The 17235-nt window shown below is 33.6% G+C and carries 15 protein-coding genes; 2 read left to right on the top strand and 13 right to left on the bottom strand.

Annotated elements, in window-relative coordinates; genetic code table 11:
- On the top strand, positions 1-2346 hold the full coding sequence (locus tag H7A25_14075) for an ATP-dependent Clp protease ATP-binding subunit (GenBank protein MCP5501030.1): 2346 nt from the start codon (positions 1-3) through the stop codon (positions 2344-2346).
- On the opposite strand, the gene H7A25_14070 is transcribed toward H7A25_14075, so the two are convergent.
- The 13 genes from H7A25_14070 to H7A25_14010 are packed head-to-tail and all read right to left on the bottom strand — an operon-like array spanning position 2338 to position 15702.
- A complete protein-coding gene (locus H7A25_14070) occupies positions 2338-3348 on the bottom strand; it encodes a SpoIIE family protein phosphatase (GenBank protein MCP5501029.1) in 1011 nt (336 codons plus the stop codon). The two genes, H7A25_14075 and H7A25_14070, sit on opposite strands and share 9 nt — an antisense overlap.
- Entirely contained in the window at positions 3339-3746 is a 408-nt protein-coding gene (locus H7A25_14065) for an anti-sigma regulatory factor (protein ID MCP5501028.1), read from the bottom strand. Before H7A25_14065 ends, H7A25_14070 begins: the two co-directional genes overlap by 10 nt.
- A gap of 2 nt (positions 3747-3748) precedes the next feature.
- Positions 3749-4123, bottom strand: a complete 375-nt coding sequence (locus H7A25_14060) for an STAS domain-containing protein (GenBank protein ID MCP5501027.1) — start codon at positions 4121-4123, stop codon at positions 3749-3751.
- A gap of 9 nt (positions 4124-4132) precedes the next feature.
- Complete coding sequence (locus H7A25_14055; protein ID MCP5501026.1) at positions 4133-4963, bottom strand: STAS domain-containing protein; 831 nt, start codon at positions 4961-4963, stop codon at positions 4133-4135.
- Between the two features lie 17 nt (positions 4964-4980).
- Positions 4981-7887, bottom strand: a complete 2907-nt coding sequence (locus H7A25_14050; protein ID MCP5501025.1) for an Hpt domain-containing protein — start codon at positions 7885-7887, stop codon at positions 4981-4983.
- A gap of 2 nt (positions 7888-7889) precedes the next feature.
- Positions 7890-8258 carry a response regulator gene (locus H7A25_14045; GenBank protein MCP5501024.1) on the bottom strand — a complete coding sequence of 123 codons (369 nt, stop codon included), beginning with the start codon at positions 8256-8258 and terminating at the stop codon, positions 7890-7892.
- A gap of 14 nt (positions 8259-8272) precedes the next feature.
- Entirely contained in the window at positions 8273-8536 is a 264-nt protein-coding gene (locus tag H7A25_14040) for an STAS domain-containing protein (protein MCP5501023.1), read from the bottom strand.
- A 2-nt stretch (positions 8537-8538) separates the two neighbouring features.
- Positions 8539-8895 carry a response regulator gene (locus H7A25_14035; GenBank protein ID MCP5501022.1) on the bottom strand — a complete coding sequence of 119 codons (357 nt, stop codon included), beginning with the start codon at positions 8893-8895 and terminating at the stop codon, positions 8539-8541.
- A gap of 2 nt (positions 8896-8897) precedes the next feature.
- A complete protein-coding gene (locus H7A25_14030; GenBank protein MCP5501021.1) occupies positions 8898-9728 on the bottom strand; it encodes a protein-glutamate O-methyltransferase CheR in 831 nt (276 codons plus the stop codon).
- 44 nt (positions 9729-9772) lie between these two features.
- Entirely contained in the window at positions 9773-10750 is a 978-nt protein-coding gene (locus tag H7A25_14025) for a HEAT repeat domain-containing protein (GenBank protein ID MCP5501020.1), read from the bottom strand.
- Positions 10747-11853: a chemotaxis response regulator protein-glutamate methylesterase gene (locus H7A25_14020; GenBank protein ID MCP5501019.1), complete on the bottom strand. Its 1107-nt coding sequence runs from the start codon at positions 11851-11853 to the stop codon at positions 10747-10749. Before H7A25_14020 ends, H7A25_14025 begins: the two co-directional genes overlap by 4 nt.
- Before the next feature lie 18 nt (positions 11854-11871).
- Entirely contained in the window at positions 11872-13728 is a 1857-nt protein-coding gene (locus H7A25_14015; GenBank protein MCP5501018.1) for a chemotaxis protein CheW, read from the bottom strand.
- Positions 13729-13737: 9 nt separating this feature from the next.
- Positions 13738-15702, bottom strand: a complete 1965-nt coding sequence (locus tag H7A25_14010) for a methyl-accepting chemotaxis protein (GenBank protein ID MCP5501017.1) — start codon at positions 15700-15702, stop codon at positions 13738-13740.
- Positions 15703-15973: 271 nt separating this feature from the next.
- Between H7A25_14010 and H7A25_14005 the strand changes: the two genes are divergently transcribed.
- Complete coding sequence (locus H7A25_14005) at positions 15974-17224, top strand: hypothetical protein (protein MCP5501016.1); 1251 nt, start codon at positions 15974-15976, stop codon at positions 17222-17224.
- Positions 17225-17235 lie beyond the last annotated feature (11 nt).

The following is a 17235-nucleotide window of genomic DNA, read 5'->3' as shown; positions in this document are numbered from 1 at the left end:
GTGAGTAAACAAAGTGTAAATATGCTTTGCTGGAAAACAAATAGGGGATATACCTATGGTACTATTCCTGAAATAGGATTCCATGCTATTGTTAAAAGTGAAAAATCTTTTAAGAAAGAGATTCAGAAATTTGTATCAGAAAATTATATTGAGAAGGAAGATTTTTTTATAAAGCCTGAACTGAAAATGTACAATGTAGCTGTTTCTCTTGCATATCACGAAGAGAAGAAAACGTATATACTTCCTCAGCAGGTAGAAATGAAGGTAGCAGCTTATTACGGTAAAAATGAATATGGCTATCATTTTCATTGTTTTTTGCCATATATGGGTATTGATTTTTTATTTTTTGAACAAGAGCAACTGAAGTATCTCATTAGCCAACAGGTTCAACAGAGATTAGGAAATGTAATGCCTGAAGAAGCTCTTTCTTATATAATGAAAGAAAATCCTAAAATAATGGAAGTGCATATATCATTAAAAAAAGATGCAAAAGTAGGTATAGAAAAACCTAACTATGGAATCATCCCGGAATTTGCAGATCTGGAACCAATTAAACTATTTAGGAAGAATATTAGTTTTAATTTATCAACCGCTTATGAGAGAGAAGAAATTATAGAAGAAGCATTGCAGGCTATATACTCTGAGAGAAAAAATATTCTTTTTGTTGGTGATTCAGGAACGGGAAAAACAAGCATAATACAGGATGTCATAAAAAGTGTTAGTCGGAATCAAGGAAATATAAGAAATGCAGGTGCTTCCTCAGGAACTTTATTTTTTGACTCGACTAAAAATGATGAAGACATACCTTATGATGATAGTGAAGACAAAGAAGATGTTCGAATTCACTTTTGGAATACGAACTCAAAACGTCTTGTATCCAATGCAAAATATCTAGGAGAATGGCAGGAGAATTGTGAAAGGCTGGCTGAGGAACTCGAGAACTGGAATAGTTATCTGTTTGTTACAGATTTTATGCAATTACTATATACCGGTGGTGAAACACCTATTGATTCACTTGCAGCTTATCTGAATCCATTTTTAAAAGAAAAGAAATTTAGTATGATAGGAGATCTAAGTCCGGGAGAATATGAAAAAGCATTTCAAATGTTACCTTCCTTTATGTCACTGTTTCATATTATATCAGTTAAGGAAATGGATTATTCTAAAGTAAAAAAAATACTAAATTATTATTCAAGCTATCTAAATAATAATTATAAGATATCAGTAGATGATTCTGCTAAAGAAACCGTTTTTGCATTGAGTAAAAAATATCTGCATAATGAAAAATTTCCGGGAAAAGCTTTAAGATTAATTGTAAACTCAGCAAGAGCAGCACATCGGGAACATATCAAAGAGTTAGATTCAACTTATATACAAAAAATATTTAGTTCTTATTCAGGATTCCCTGAATCCATCATTAGAAATGATGTATTGATAGATGAATTAAATATACAAGAATTTTTCTTTAAAAGAATAGTAGGTCAAGATTCAGTTATAAAAAAATTGATTGAGGTAGTAAACAATTATAAACTTGGAATAATGGATTCAGAGAAGCCGATTGCAACCCTTTTATTTGCCGGACCTACAGGGGTTGGAAAAACAGCTTCTGCCAGGGCTTTATCTGAATTTTTCTTCGGGCAGCAGAAAAAAAGAAACCCAATTTTTAGAGTTGATATGAGTGAGTACCAGTATCCTCATCAAATGCAAAGATTAATCGGAGAAAATGTATCCAATCCCGGAAAGTTAATTCAACATGTTAGAGCTAATCCATTTAGCTTGATACTTTTTGATGAAATAGAAAAGGCAGATCCATCATTTTTTGATGTATTATTAAGTTTGATGGATGAAGGAATATTTAGTGATGTATCAGGAAGGGATGTTAGTTTTAGAAATTGTATAGTTATAATGACAACAAATCTTGGAAGTCAGAGTAAACCATCTCCTGGTTTTGATATTACACAACCGGATTATAAAAAGGCTATTTATGATTTTTTTAGACCCGAATTTGTAAACCGTCTCGATTATATACTTCCTTTTGTCCCCTTAGATGAAAAATCTATTAGACGAATAACCTATATAGAACTTGCAAAATTGCAAAAAAGAGATGGAGTTAGCTCTCGAAATATACAATTAGAATATAAGGAAACTCTTATTGATTATCTTAGTCAGAAAGGTTTCCATCCCTTATATGGAGCAAGACCTTTGCAGAGGACTATAGAAAAGCATGTAGTTACTACCTTAAGTCGCTTACTTGCAAATAATAGGGATTTAAAGGATACCAGGATATTGATAGGATATGAAGAAAACGAGGTAAAGATAGAAATAAAAGGAGAGGATTTAACGTAGTACTAAGATAGTAGCATCATCATGTTTTTTATTATATGTATCCATTATATAATTAGCAAGATTTTGGGTTTGAAGTCTAAGCTGGGCTTGTTCCAAACGATGTTCTGCAATGCCATCACTGTACATGATAAAGGTAGAACCTCGGTTATAGGAAAAGGTTTGATGTTGATTAGATTCTATCTGCATACCTAAAGTACCATGGTAATTATATGCTTTAACTTTAGCTTCTGAGCCATAAACTTTAAAATCTACATTACCGATACCTATGTATTCAATAGCTTGATGAACAGGTATAACTTTACAAATTGAAATTGCAGCTCCTCTTGTATTATTTAATAATTTATGGAGTTCGTCAATAATCGTGGGTAAAGGAAGATAAAAGAAAATTTTTAGAAAATTATAAGCCTTTTTAGCAACAAGAGCTGCTTCATCACCATGTCCAAGAGCATCTATAACGCTAAAGAAGATATATTCAGGTAGGGTTTTAATGAAAAATATATCGCCATTTTTGTTTTCACCAAGTCTTGGTTGAGAAATCGCTGATACTTTCATAAAAGAAGGGATATCTACCCATTTTCTAACAATAATTTCAGTTCCAAGCATAGAGTGATTGCTTTTTTGGGAATTAACCTGAAATTCATCCATTAAATGATAAATTGTATAAAGACCTGCCCCAAGAGATTCTCCTATGAGTGCAGGAGTTTTTTTTTCTACTTTTTCAATTATATTATCAAAGCCCGGTCCATCATCAAGTGCAGAAATTTCAATACCTTTATATTGCAGAAATGAAATTTTACTAACCTTTAATATTCCTTTCTTTGCATACTTTACAATATTCATTCCTAATTCAGAAACGACGAGTTCAATCTTTTCTAATTCAGAATCTTCGAATCCAACTGAAACTGCATAATTTCGAATCGAATTCCTGGCGAATAATACATTATATTCTTCAGTTATTTTAATGGATAAAGGTTTTTCAAAAAAAACGTTAATCAAAGCCATTTAATAATAATTACTTCTGTCCCTATAGATACCTGTGACTTGATATTAAAATCATCACTAAGTTTTTGAGCTCCTACTAATCCAAGACCTAAAGAACCTACTGTGCTGAATCCTTCCGTTAAAGCTTGATTTAAATTTTTTATTCCGGGTCCTTTATCTGAAACGATACATTTGATTCCTTTTTTGGTACCGGATGAAAGACTCAATATTACCATTTTACCGTCTTTAGCATGTATTATTACATTTCTAACCAATTCAGAGATTGCTGTAATGAATTTTGTCTGCTCAAGTACCGGAAAACCATATTTATCCATTATATCCCTGGCTTTTTTCCTGGCTAATAATACATCTTCAAAAGTGTTTATAGGCACTTCGCACAGCTTGTCATTATTGCTCATAGTTATTCTTCATTTCCTTTGAAAAACTCCGGATTTACTTTTTCAAGAGCTTCTGTCAGATTCAATGCAGTATCAATATCTTTTAGGTTTAAGCCCAGTTGAATTAAAGTCATTACCACTTCTTTTCTCATACCGGTTAAAACCACCTTTGCGCCGATGAGCTTTGCCATTTTTGCAGTTTCTGCAAGTATCCTACCTAAAAAACTATCTACAATAAATATACCTGAAATATCAATAATTAAACCCTGGGCATTTTCTTTTTCTATAGACATTAAAATCTTTTCCTGTAAAGCTTTTGCTGCATTATCATGTAATTCTACTTGAACCGGGACTATTAGAGTATCCTTTAGTTTTAAGATTGTAACTTCTGCTTCCACATTAATTACCTACTGAATACTTTGCCCGGTTCTTGAAAGTGCTAGCTGCAAGCCATCTGCCAGGGAGGATTTGGTAACAATTCCACTTAAATCAAGACCAAGATGAACAATGGTTTGAGAAATTTTAGAACTTATTCCGGTTAAAATGCAATCTGCTCCCATTAATTTCACAGCTGAGATTGTATTAATCAGGTGTCTTGCGACCAGGGTATCAATAATGGGTATTCCTGAAATATCGAGAATAGCAATTTTTGCCTGAGAAGACTCGATTTCAGTAAGCAGGGCTTCCATCATTTTTTTTGCTCTTGAGCTATCCAGTATTCCTACCAGAGGAAGAAGAATAATTCTATTCCAAACCTTAACTACAGGAGTAGACATCTCCAGAATTGCTTTTGCCTGCTCTTTGATAGTTTCCTCATTTGTCAGGGCATATACACTAAAGACTAATAATAGAAGCTTATCAAAAATACTATTTAAAAAAAGCATATTAGAAATATATGTTTCAGCGTCGGAAGTCTTTAAAAAAGGAAGGATGGAGTATTTGAGTGTATTTGTGAAAGTTAAAATTTCATTTGAATTTATATTTTTAATTGCAAATTCTTTGATTAACTCTGATATATAGGTATTGAATTCGGAAAATTCCTGAGAATCCAAATCGTCACTTTGTTCTAGAGAATTAGCTAAAAGAATAACTGTATGTTTAGCTTCGTTATCTATAATTTCCTTACCCGAAAGATCGATAATTTGCGGGGCTTCTTCTGTAATACCGATTATCCACTTTTGGGAAATTTCATCAATATTAGTTTTTAGTATTTCTGCGATATACTTACTGGTTTGCATTTCTATCTTCTCCTAAACTATTTTATTTCTTCAATATTAATTACTTGTACTACACTACCATCACCCATAATAGTCACACCGCTAATTAGATTTATATGTTGTAACTGCTTAGGAACAGGTTTTATTGCTATTTCAATATTCTTTTTCAATTTATCTACAATAATAGCAAATTTTCCTTCAATTGAACGTAGGACTATTATTGGAATTTCTATATTTTGCACAGGAAATATTTCATCTATAATCAAATCGTTATATTCTACATGTGTATTATTTAATATACAATTGAATCGTTCGAGATTCAAAACTTCCCCTCGATAATAAAAAGCCAATTTTCCCTGAATAATATGAATTTGCTTTTTTGAAATTTTGATAGCTTCAATTACGTTTTCAAGAGGAATTGCAAAGTCAGAACCACCGGTTTCTACAATTAAAACTTTACTAACTCCCATGGAAACAGGAAGTGATATACTGGTATTGGTGCCGAGATTCGGACTTGAATAAACCCTAACTTTTCCTCCAAGACTTTTCACTGTTGACATGACCACATCCATACCAACTCCCCTTCCTGAAACATCCGTAACTTTATCTGCTGTAGATAAACCGGGTAAAAAAATTAGATTATAAATTTCTTCTTCAGATAAGGAATCTACCGGGTATGACATCATCTTCGCTTTATCTAATATTCTATCTTTATCTAAACCTTTTCCATCATCAATTATTTGGATGAGTATATTATTACCTTCATAGGATGCTTTTAAGGTGATAAGTCCCTGTTCCGGTTTGCCGGCTTTTTTACGTTCTTCTTGTTTTTCTATACCATGATCGCAGGCATTTCTAATTAAATGTACCATGGGTTCTGAAAGAGCATCGGCTACTTTCTTATCCATTTCTACATTTTCGCCAACTATTTTCAATTCTATATCTTTGTTTTGCTTTCTGGCAATATCACGAATTACTCGATAGTACTTTTGGAAGACCTGTTTTACCGGAACCATTCGAAGCGACATCACGCTTCTTTGCATTTCATTTGTTATTCTTGAGATTACATGTAAATTATCTTTTAAGGCTTTGGAAATGTTATGATTATTTACTTGAAGATCCTTAGAGTTTAATTCTCCGAGATAAAAGTCATAAGTATTTCTGGCTACAATCAATTCACCGATAAGGTTGAAAAAACTTTCTATCTTGTGCTCGTCTACTCTCATAAAAGAACTTCCTTCTATAAGAGAAATACTGCTATGTTTTAATTGTCTTCCGGATTCCATTAATTTTTGTTTCTTGAGAGCACTTTGTAGATCTTCTTCTTTTAGTTTTCCAGTCTCAAGCAAAATCTCACCAATTGGCTTCTGTTTCTTTAAAGCAAAATCCAGATCCTCTTTAGATATAATGTTCTCATCAATAAGTATTTGGCCAAGTTTTTTACTCTGACCGAGAAAGCCTTGGATGAAGATAAGAGTATCTTTTATAGATTCTTTGAGAAGGTTGAAGCGAATCGGATTCTCACTAAATAGCATTATAGAAGCATTCACGAGTGAATTGAGAGTTTGGATAGATGTAAACTTGCTTGAATGCTCAATTGTTTTCAATAAACGTAATATAATGGATTGATTATTTATCTCATCCAAGTTAGAAAGTTTAGTAGTTATAACACCACATATTTGTTCTAAATGTTCAAAAAAAGCTTCTTTTAAACCCGGACTTAAAGAGTAAAACTCAGAATCATTATTACCCTTATCTCCTTTATTATAAAAGTTATCTGAAATATTAGTAGAACGACGAATACGATTATTTATATTGATTATCTTGTGAAAGATATTATCAATACTCACGAATATCATTTCAATATCGACTTTTTCAGGTTTTTTTTCCGAACTCTTTAATTCCTCAATATAGGATTCAAGATCGTGGCTCGCTTCCACGATGTCATTTAAACCGAGATAGGAAGCGTCTCCTTTTATTGTATGTATATAGCGATAAATTTTTTTAAGTTCTTCTAAGGATTGGGTCTTCTCGTACTCAAGTAGGCTCGGTTGAAGATAATTGTAAATATCATCAATTCCATTTAAAAATTCATTTAAGGTATCTTCATCTATATTGCTTAAATCTATCTCGGTATCTATAGATTTCTGTTTTTCTTGTGAAGATACCTTATCTTCGAAAACTTCAGTAAACTCATATAATTCAATTAAGGATTCGTCAAAGGCTAATTCTAAAATATTTTCAGGTTGTTCGCGAGTAAGTATATATATTACCGGATTAAGATATAATTTACCTATTTGAAACTCAGGAAGAGAGGGAACTGAAATTTCAGTTAAACAAATATATTCTATAGAATTGGTATATATATTTTTCAAAAGGACAAAAGGATCATATCCATTAGATAACTCTTCATCAGTATAATGGAGTAAAATTTTATAGGCTCGCATACCAAAACTATATTTATCTTGTAGGTCTCTTAACACCCCTTCCGCAATATATAATTTCTTTTTTGAAATAACTTTTGTTTTAGTAGATTTATCCTCCGGACTTTTTAAGGACTTTTGCTCTCCGGTATATGTAAAAATACTATTTATATAAATATCATCAATTGTAAAATCATTTCCGGCTTCACTTTCTTGTAAAATTTCACTCGTGTAATCTAATAAATCAAGTATCAAATCAATTATTTCCGAGTTAACCACTATTTTATCATCTCGAATTAAACCGATTAAATTTTCAACGTAATGTACGAACTCTGAGATTTTTTGTAATCCGAAACTCCCTGCAGAACCCTTAATTGTGTGAATTGCCCTGAATAAAGAATTGATAAGTTCTTTGTTTTCTGGATTAGCTTCTATCTTAAGAACATTATCTGAAGCAGTTTCTAGTAGTTCTTTTGATTCAAGAAAAAACTGCTTTTTATATTCTTCGAGTTCTTTTTCCATAATTAACCCAGAATTTTTTTAACAACAGCCTGTATGGTTTCAACTTTGAATGGCTTTACTATCCAGGCCATAGCCCCGGCTTTCTTCCCCTCATCTTTTTTATCTTCATGGCTTTCTGTTGTTAGCATTACCACCGGTATTGTTTTAAATGCCGGCATAGACTTTATATCTCTAACAAAATCAATTCCATTTTTACCCGGCATGTTTAAATCGGAAAAAATTAATTCTACATCAGTATTCTGTTTTAATTTCTCTATTCCATCATTCCCGTCAATGGCCTGAACTACTTCAAAGCCCATTTGTTTCAGAGTAATTGATAAAAGTGATCTCATAGAGGAAGCATCGTCTAAAACTAAAATTTTTCTTGCCATACTCGCAATTCTCCTTATAGTTGTATCCCGTAATATAACATAATATTATGTAGACTTTCTGAGTTTCCTATTATATGAAATTCGGAATTATTCATCTCTACATATTTTTTTATAGAAAGTAAAAATTGAAAAAAAGTCGTATCCAATTTTTCTATATCATTTACATCTATGATTAGATTAAGTTTTTCAAGGCCTTTAAATTTATCAAACACTTTCTCCCTTACCTCTTCCACATTTCGAATTGTGCAACTTGAAGGAAGTTTAATCGTAAGTTTCATAATTAACCTATAAGGAGCTTAATGTGCTCCGCTAACTTTTCCGGAATAACCGGTTTTACAATATAATAATTCGCACCCGCATCAAAACTCTGAGTCTTTTGGTGTTCTTCTTCCTGGGTTGAAATGATAATAATCGGAGTTTCTTTTTCCTGTTCTCGATACTTTCGTATAAAGGTTAAACCATCCATGTTTGCCATATTAATATCACAAAGAATTAGATCAAAATTTTCTTTTAAAGATTTTTCTAAAGCTTCAACTCCATCTTCAGCTCCATTGACTTCGTAACCATATTTCTTTAAAATAAGCATATGATAATTTCTTACAACTGGAGAATCGTCTACAACAAGAATCTTTTTCATTGTTATTCCTTTGAATATACAAGATATTTATTGTTTATCCGTAATAACTTAAAGGCGGAAGTGATACGGCCCATAGATTCACTTGAGCCAAGAAAAATGTAACCGTTTTTGTTTAAAGCTGAATAAAAATATTCTACGGCTCTTTTTCTGGATTCATCATCGAAATAAATTAATACGTTTCTACAAAAGATAATGTCAAAATTATTTTTACTTCTCATACTATGTTTATCATTTAAATTCAAATGTTCAAAGTTTATTTTTGAACGTATATTTTTTTGAACTGAATATTTGTTTATAGAGGGCTCAAAGGAAAAATATGTATTGATATATTCCTCCGGTGTCTCTTTTAAACTTCTGTAATCATATATACCGCTTTCGGCTTTATGTAAGGCCTCTTCATCTATGTCACTGGCTATGATTTTAACTTTCCATTTATCAATATCATCAAGAATTTCATGGAGGATTATAGATAAGGTATAAGGTTCCTCTCCTGTCGAACAACCGGCACTCCAAATGTTTAGTGAGTAGTGATTGGTTTCCATTTTTTTATTTACTACATCTTTTAAACATTCAACAAAAGCTTCCAGTTGAGGATAATCTCTAAAAAAGAAAGTTTCATTTATTGTAACCTGATTTAGTAATTGCTGAAGTTCTTTGCCGTCTCTATCTGAGAATTTAAGATATCGAATGTAGTCAGAAATACTTGCAAAGTTCAAATCTTTTAATCGCTTCTGAACACGATTATTCATAAAATATGCTTTATTATTTTCTAATTTGATACCGCTTTTACGGTAGATAAAACTGGATAAGATTTCAAATTCGTCTATTGATATATATGAAGAGTCCTGTTTCAACTTATTTTCCTGATTGTAAAAAATTATAGGAGTTTATTTTCCTCTAAAAATTTATTTAATTCTAAATCATTCTCTTTCCATTCGTTTAGAAAAAAAACAATTTCCGGATCTTCCGAATCTAACAGTAAAGAAGCGAAGCTAAATTTTGATTCCTTATTTTCCAATTTGGGAATAAGGTTTTTTATAATAGGAAAGCAACACTGGTAAAAGTAATCATTCTGTTTCTCTTTCTTGATCCAGGAGAGGGCTTTAATTATATCATCTGCATAGATTTCGGGCTTCTCAAGAGAATTAATTAGTGAGGTAAATTCTTCATTTCTCTTTGTTCCGGCTAAAAACCTAAGAATTTGAGGTAGAAAGAGGAATTTTAAATTATCAATATTCGAAATAAGTAAATCGCACATTTTATTAAATATAAATTCATCACCCAGTATAAAAATAGTATCCAGAATGGAAGAGCGGAGCATTGGAATATTTGTTTTTTGAAATAGCTCTATCAGGCTATCCGAACTTTCCTTATCTCCCAGTTTGCCAATATATTCTACTGCGGTTATAACCACATTGACATCGGGGTCATGAAGGCAGGCCCGCATTACATCCAGAACTTGTGAGCGAGTGTGTGGATGATAATTCACTATTTCCATCAGGCAGTCGATAATTAACTTTCGCACTTCTCTATTTGAATGGTCAAGGTAAGAAGTTAAAAAAATAGCAGCCTCTTCTCCATAAGACGATAGAATGCTAACAGAGGAATTTCGCAAGAATGCATCCGGGGAAGAGAAAAAAGCAAAAAGCTCCGGATAGGAAGGAGAATAGTCTAATTTTTGTAGAGCGGAAATAATACTATTTTTTACTGCTGCTGAGTTTTCTATTGACAGTCGTTTAACTAAATTTATAGCCAGGTCCGAATATTTGGAATCTGCAATATCTTCAACAGCGTATAAACGGGTAGATTCTTCCGAGCTTGAGATTGCGAGTAGCAGTTCTTCTTTTGTTTTCATCTTCTATCCAGATCCTTTACCGCTTTAAGTATTTCATCGATAATCTTATAATTAGGGACAATAATATCTACAGCTCCTCTATCAATTGCTTCTTTGGGCATCCCGAAGACTACGGCAGTTTCTTCACTTTCAGCGATTGTGATTCCACCTGATTTTTTAATATGCAACATTGCCTCTGCTCCATCATCACCCATTCCTGTCATAAGAACACCTATAGTATTTTTACCAAAGACACTAAGTACTGACTCCATCATGATTCCTACTGAAGGAATAAAAAAGTGTTCGGGTTCCTGAGAAAGGCGAATTTGCTTTTCTCCATTTGGTTTTTCTCTTAGAAGTAAGTGGTATCCACCCCTACCTATATAACCATGGTTTAATTGAATCGTATCTCCGGCTTCAGCTTCTTTAATAGGAATTTGAGAATAGTCATTTAAACGATTGGCAAAAGATGTGGTGAAATTGGCTGGCATATGCTGAACAATGAATAAAGCGGCTCCAAAATTTTCCGGAATTAAAGGAATGATTTCAGATAGAGTTTTCGGTCCACCGGTAGAAATACCTATACACACTGCTTTTTTTACATTCGTATTTGTCGAAGAAGTTGTAATATTTTTCTTTTTAACAGGACTAACTCGGTTTGCCGGAGAACTTTCTCGAAGATGATGCATCCTTCTGCGAATACGATTAACAGCTCCAGCTTTTGCTGCTGCTTTTACCTTAGAAATGATTTCCTCTTTGGCTTTTCTTATGTTTAAAGAAATTGTTCCTCCGGGTTTAGGAACGTAATCAAAGGCTCCTAACTCAAGAGCTTCAAAAGTAATCATAGCTCCCTCCTGTGAAAGGGAGCTTACGATAATTACGGGACAAATGTTGTCATGCAAAATGTGTTGCATAGCAGTTAAACCATCCATTCCCGGTAGATTTATATCCATAGTAATCACATCCGGTTTGAGTTCTCTGGCTTTATTCACTCCATCTTCGCCATCTCTCGCAAGGTGAACTTCCATTAGCGGATCTGATTCTAAAATAGTTTTTAACTGTTTTCGCATAAAGGCTGAGTCTTCAACAACCAAAACTTTGATCTTCTTTTGTAAATCTGGCATAATCTTTGAGTTATAAACCTATTGTTTTTGAAGTTCTTCTTTTTCTTCCTCATCAAAAATTTTGTCTACATCCAAAATCATGATAAACCTTCCTTCTTTATCCAGATTCCCGACTCCGGCAATAAATCTTGTTTCAACGTTTGAGCTTAGAATCTCAGGTGGATCTTCAATAATATTTTTAGAGATTCGAATGACATCGGAAACCGAATCAACAATTAAACCTGTGGTTTTGTTTTCAATATCAACAATAATCACACGGGTTGATTCATTATGCTGAATGGACTCAAGATTAAATCGCTTTCTTAAATCAATGGCCGGAATTACAGAACCACGAAGATTCAAGATGCCTTCTACGAAAGATGGAGCATTTGGTACCCTGGTAATCCCTTCTAACCTATTTATTTCCCGAACATCAGAAATGTATAGACCAAATTCTTCTTTATCGAGTTTAAAGGTTACCATTTGGACTTCATCGTGTTGCAAAGTTTTCTCTCCTTTGTTCTCTGTATCATCAGAAATTTCTTCTTCAGAGGTATTTGACAGATCCTGAATTGACTTTAACAGCTTCTCATCGAATAGATGTTTCTCATCCAATAATAAAATTAATCTTAATCCGTCCTGAAGCTTTACTATCCCCTGTAAATTATCGGATTTCTCATGATTCAAAAGTTTTGGAGGTGGATCGATAATATTTTCAGGTACCCGAATTACCTGTTGCATTCTATCCACCATTACTCCAACGGAAGCTCCAAAAATATCAGCTACTAAAATTCTCTGATCTTCTTTTAGCTCATGCTGAAATACTTCCTGAAGATTATTTAAAATGATTAAGGTTTCTTCATAAGCTGGAATGATATAAGTAGCTAAGTATTTCTGGGTTTTTTCTGAATCAATACTCTGCTTTTCCTTCTGAAGTTTTTCAGAATGATAGATCAGGTCTTGATGAAGAAAACGTAGTTTCTGCAAAAGTTTTCCAATAACTTCACTCGAAGTGCGAATCGATTCTATCCAGTTCAAAGTTTGAAGTTTTTTGATGTCGCGAGCTGAAATAGATTCCGAATCGAGTGAAAACTGAAAGGCTTTTAACCAGGTCTTATAGGATTCTTCGATTTTTCTAATTTCATCAAGCCGATTTTCAGCCAGGGAAGGAAGTGAAAAAAGTTTTCGAATATCAATAATGGGCAATAATTTATTTCGCACGGATAATACACCGAGAACATATTTGGGAGCTTCCGGTACTTCTGTAATTCTACTGACTCTCAGTATCTCTCTTACGGATTGAATAATTAATCCATATTCTTCTTGACCGATTAGAAAAGTAACAAGCTGCTTTTCTTCGCTGATTACTTTTTTTGAAGTTTCCGCTGTATCAATAGTTTTTGAAATCTTTTGGGATTCAATTTTTTGAGCTTCAAAGTCACATAGAGTACTGATGTCTAACTCCATAATGATTGTATCATTCTTTTCTGAATGAATTACATTCTGGATAAATTTTCCATCAACTCCTGATGATAATATCGCGGGAGGGACTTCAACTCTTACATCTTCTAGACTTGCCACACCCTTTACACTATCAACAATAACACCTACAAGAGAATTGTTAATATCAAGTACCAAAACCCTTGAACGATCGGTAATATCTGAGACAGGTAAGCCAAGCCTTATTCTTGAATCAATCACCGGAAGAACATTACCTCTTAAATTAGTAAGTCCTTTTAAATACTTTGCTGCCCTGGGAACTTTTGTAATTTCAGGATAACGCACAATTTCTTTTATCCTGTGAATCCCAATGCCAAATAACTCTTTATCTATAAAAAACGTGGCTATTTGAGTTTCGTTCCGTTTAAGGTTCTCCTTTTCCATTACTGTTTCCATAGCTGGCACCTAACTTTGCAACTCGTCTGCTAAAGCTGCAATTTCTTCAATGGCTTCGGAAAGTTCCTGTAAACCTTTGGCCTGTTCTTCTGAGGCAGAAGATGCTTCTGTAATGGATTTAACTGCTTCTTCAGCAGCAGCGCTTATATTGTCGATAGCTTTCTTGGCTTCTTCGTTTGCCTGTTTTGCTTCCTGGGCATTTTTTACCATTTCGCCCATCTGGTTTTCGATGGTTTTTATATCGGCTTCGATCAATTCGAGATTTCGGGTGGACTCTTTTGCCTTGGCTACTTCAGTCTGTGATAGATTCGCTGCGGTCTCAACGTTTATTGCACTTGTATCTACTAATAAGGAAAGAGAGCGAACCAAATCCTTAATCTGATCGGCACTCTGGGATGATTCGGTTGCAAGATTTCTAATATCTCCGGAAACAACAGAGAAACCTTTTCCGTGTTCTCCGGCTCTGGCCGCTTCTATAGATCCACTAACAGCCAGCATATCAGTTTTTATGGTTACATTAATGATGGTTTCGACAATTTTATCGATAGCCAGGGTTTTCTCACTTAAAGTTCTTATACTCTTAGCTGCTTCAAAGTTCTTCTCGGTTGCAAGTCCTATGTTACTTATCATTTTATCTACATCGAGCTTGTTCTGAGTCAGGTTTATGGCTATTTCTTTTACCTGGGTTTGCATAGAACTGGCATTTTTTTCAATCTGAAAGTTGGAACCTTCAATTCTTTCACCTACTTCTACACCTTTGTTCGTTTCTCTACTCTGAATTTCTGTTGCTTTTTGAATTTGTTCAATAGCAGATGAAAGCTCTTGACTGGCAGAAAGAGCTTCTTCAATATTGGCAGAAAGTTGTTCTGACATGGATGCCAGTTCTTCTGCGGATTTTTGCATATTGGTGGAATTTTTTAATTCTTCAGCAGTTTGAGCTAACTCTTCTGAAGCAGAGGACATTTCAGAAAAAGCTTTTGCCTGTTGTTCTGTACCTTTACGGGACTGTTCGGCACTGGCGGAAATTTCCTCAGCACTGGCAGCTATATTTTCTGCAATACTTAAATATTCTTTAGATAATTCCAGTATGTTATTTATACCCACATTTGTATCATCAGTAATTTTTTGAAACTGAACCATGGCATTTGCAATTCCTAATATACCATTAGTTATTTCAGTTCCTTTTGCTGATTCTTCTTTGGCTGTTGCGCCTATATTATTGACTTCCTGTACAACTTTACGAACTTCTGCTTGAATATCAGCCACAACATCTTTTATCTGGTTGGCACTTTTTTCTGACGTTTCTGCTAAATTGCGGACTTCATCAGCTACAATAGCAAAACCCCTACCATGCTCTCCGGCTCTTGCAGCTTCAATGGCAGCATTTAAAGCCAGAAGGTTAGTTTGGTCGGCTATACGAACAACCGATTGAAGGATATTACCTACTTCTTCTGATTTCTTTTCCAGATCCTGCATCAGATTGGCGGTTTGAATTGCAGCTGTGGCTGCTTTGTTTACACCTTCAATTAAGGATCGAATATCGTTACTGGTTGCTGTTGTTAGGGTTTGGATCAGGTTGACCTTATCCATTGTGGTTTGAGCCAGATTAGAATTTATTTGTGCATTTTTTTCTATTTGTGTAGCGGTTGCTTTGGATTCTTCAGATGAACTGCTGGCTTCTTCAGCTCCGGAAGCTATTTGCTGCATAGCACGCATTAATTCTTCTGAAGCACTGCTTCCTTCTTGTATGCCGCTGGAAAGCTGTTCAGAAGCAGTTGCAATTCTTTCACTAATTTGCTGTTGTTTTGCCAGGGTTCTTGATTTGGCTTTTTCGGCCGCTATCCTTCTTGCTTCTTCTCTTTTCTGGGCAAACTCCGCACCCTTGTCATCATGATGAAAGGATGATGAACCCTTCTTTCCACCACCAGGTTGTTTTGCCAGTCCCTTACCCGATAGACCTTTTGGTTTATCCATAACATTCCTTCCTTTATATATTTATCTATTTCCAAATTATACTTTTAATTAGATTTTGTCTATTTTTTTTTATTTTGTGCAACATGATTAAACGTAGTTACTTAATAAATTATTAAGTAGATAAAAATGGCTTTTTTATCATTGAAAAAATGACTGAGTATAGTTTGTTTGCCTATAAGAGCCTGTCTGAAAATGAAGCTACAGGCTCTTGCAGCTTGCTTTTCTTTAATAGATAAGCCTATTTTAAGGCACGCTGTAAGGGGGGGAACTTTTGCTACCATATATATTATTCGGTATATTCTTGATTTCTACGATAGTTCTATCTTATTTGTACTATACTTTAAAAACGAATGAGCAGAAGAAAAATATAGAACTTCAAGAAAAACTTAAAAAGATAGAACTGTATCTGGAGAATGAAAAAAAATCAAGAAAAGATTTGGAATCGGGTGTACATAACATATTAGAACATTATCTTCGGGATGCTTCAGGTTACATCAGCATAAAAACAGCACTGGCAGAGTCAGAATATGAAATAAAAGATATTTCAAACTCCTTAAAAAATGCGAATGATACTGTAGTATTATATTTTACCGGCATTATAAAAAAATTAGATGTGATGCTGGAAGAAATAATCTCTATGATTGAAACTGCGGAAAAGGACCTGTTATCTTTTGTGTCTTATCATTCTTTAGAGAATAGTGAAGAAAGTATGACTTTAAAAGATTCCGAGCATAGAGAAAAGTTTATCTCCTTTATACAGAAAAAATATCACGAACTTCTTCAGCAAATCATTGATGAGTTGGTTTTGACCCATAAGAGAAAATTGGAAGATGTTCAAACTCTTGATAATATATTCAATAAAGTTAATGAAATTCAAAAGCTTTCTGAAGAAGTTACTGAAATTGCAAATGGCATAGAGCTAATTTCATTAAATGCCAGTATAGAGGCTGCTCATGCCGGTACCGAAGGGAAGGGCTTTGCAGTGGTCTCTAACGAAATTCGGCGTCTTGCGAGCCTTTCAGAATCGGCAGCAAAAAAAATAAAGAAAGAACTAAAAGATACAAATTTATATATAAAAGGTTCTATAAATGGATTGAAAGAAGCTATGGATGCGGAATCACAGTATATCAATTCAACTATTGCTCTTATACAGGATGTATTTTTATCTATGACCCGAACTCTTTTTAAACTAATTATAGAACTAACTGTAACTTTAATGGATATGATGGGCAATACCAGTTTGGGAATTAAAAATGACATAAATAATACAATTAATACTGTACAATTAGAAAAGTATATTACAGATCTGGAACAGAATGTATTACATTCTATTAATAAAGCAAAAGAAGAAATTTCTTTATTAGGAGAAAGTGATATACTAAATTTAACTGCATTGAAAGAGTTTCCGGTAGAGGAATTAGATAAGTTAAAAGAATTATTAAAAACAGTAGATAATAAAGTTCAAACCGGCCATATTGATGAACCGGAAAAAATAGAGGAAGATGATATTACATTTTTTTAGAAGGATTTAAT

This window comes from Leptospiraceae bacterium, assembly GCA_024233835.1.
In the GTDB taxonomy this organism is placed as follows: Bacteria; Spirochaetota; Leptospiria; order Leptospirales; family Leptospiraceae; genus JACKPC01.
This window is presented reverse-complemented; position numbering and strand designations above follow the sequence as displayed.

Excerpts from the sequence above, each read along its gene's own strand:
- H7A25_14035 (MCP5501022.1), bottom strand. The coding sequence starts at position 8,895 with ATGAAAAAGATTCTTGTTGTAGACGATTCTCCAGTTGTAAGAAATTAT.
- H7A25_14010 (MCP5501017.1), bottom strand. The coding sequence starts at position 15,702 with ATGGATAAACCAAAAGGTCTATCGGGTAAGGGACTGGCAAAACAACCT.
- H7A25_14050 (MCP5501025.1), bottom strand. The coding sequence starts at position 7,887 with ATGGAAAAAGAACTCGAAGAATATAAAAAGCAGTTTTTTCTTGAATCA.
- H7A25_14070 (MCP5501029.1), bottom strand. The coding sequence starts at position 3,348 with ATGGCTTTGATTAACGTTTTTTTTGAAAAACCTTTATCCATTAAAATA.
- H7A25_14065 (MCP5501028.1), bottom strand. The coding sequence starts at position 3,746 with ATGAGCAATAATGACAAGCTGTGCGAAGTGCCTATAAACACTTTTGAA.
- H7A25_14020 (MCP5501019.1), bottom strand. The coding sequence starts at position 11,853 with ATGCCAGATTTACAAAAGAAGATCAAAGTTTTGGTTGTTGAAGACTCA.
- H7A25_14015 (MCP5501018.1), bottom strand. The coding sequence starts at position 13,728 with ATGGAAACAGTAATGGAAAAGGAGAACCTTAAACGGAACGAAACTCAA.
- H7A25_14045 (MCP5501024.1), bottom strand. The coding sequence starts at position 8,258 with ATGGCAAGAAAAATTTTAGTTTTAGACGATGCTTCCTCTATGAGATCA.
- H7A25_14055 (MCP5501026.1), bottom strand. The coding sequence starts at position 4,963 with ATGCAAACCAGTAAGTATATCGCAGAAATACTAAAAACTAATATTGAT.
- H7A25_14025 (MCP5501020.1), bottom strand. The coding sequence starts at position 10,750 with ATGAAAACAAAAGAAGAACTGCTACTCGCAATCTCAAGCTCGGAAGAA.
- H7A25_14040 (MCP5501023.1), bottom strand. The coding sequence starts at position 8,536 with ATGAAACTTACGATTAAACTTCCTTCAAGTTGCACAATTCGAAATGTG.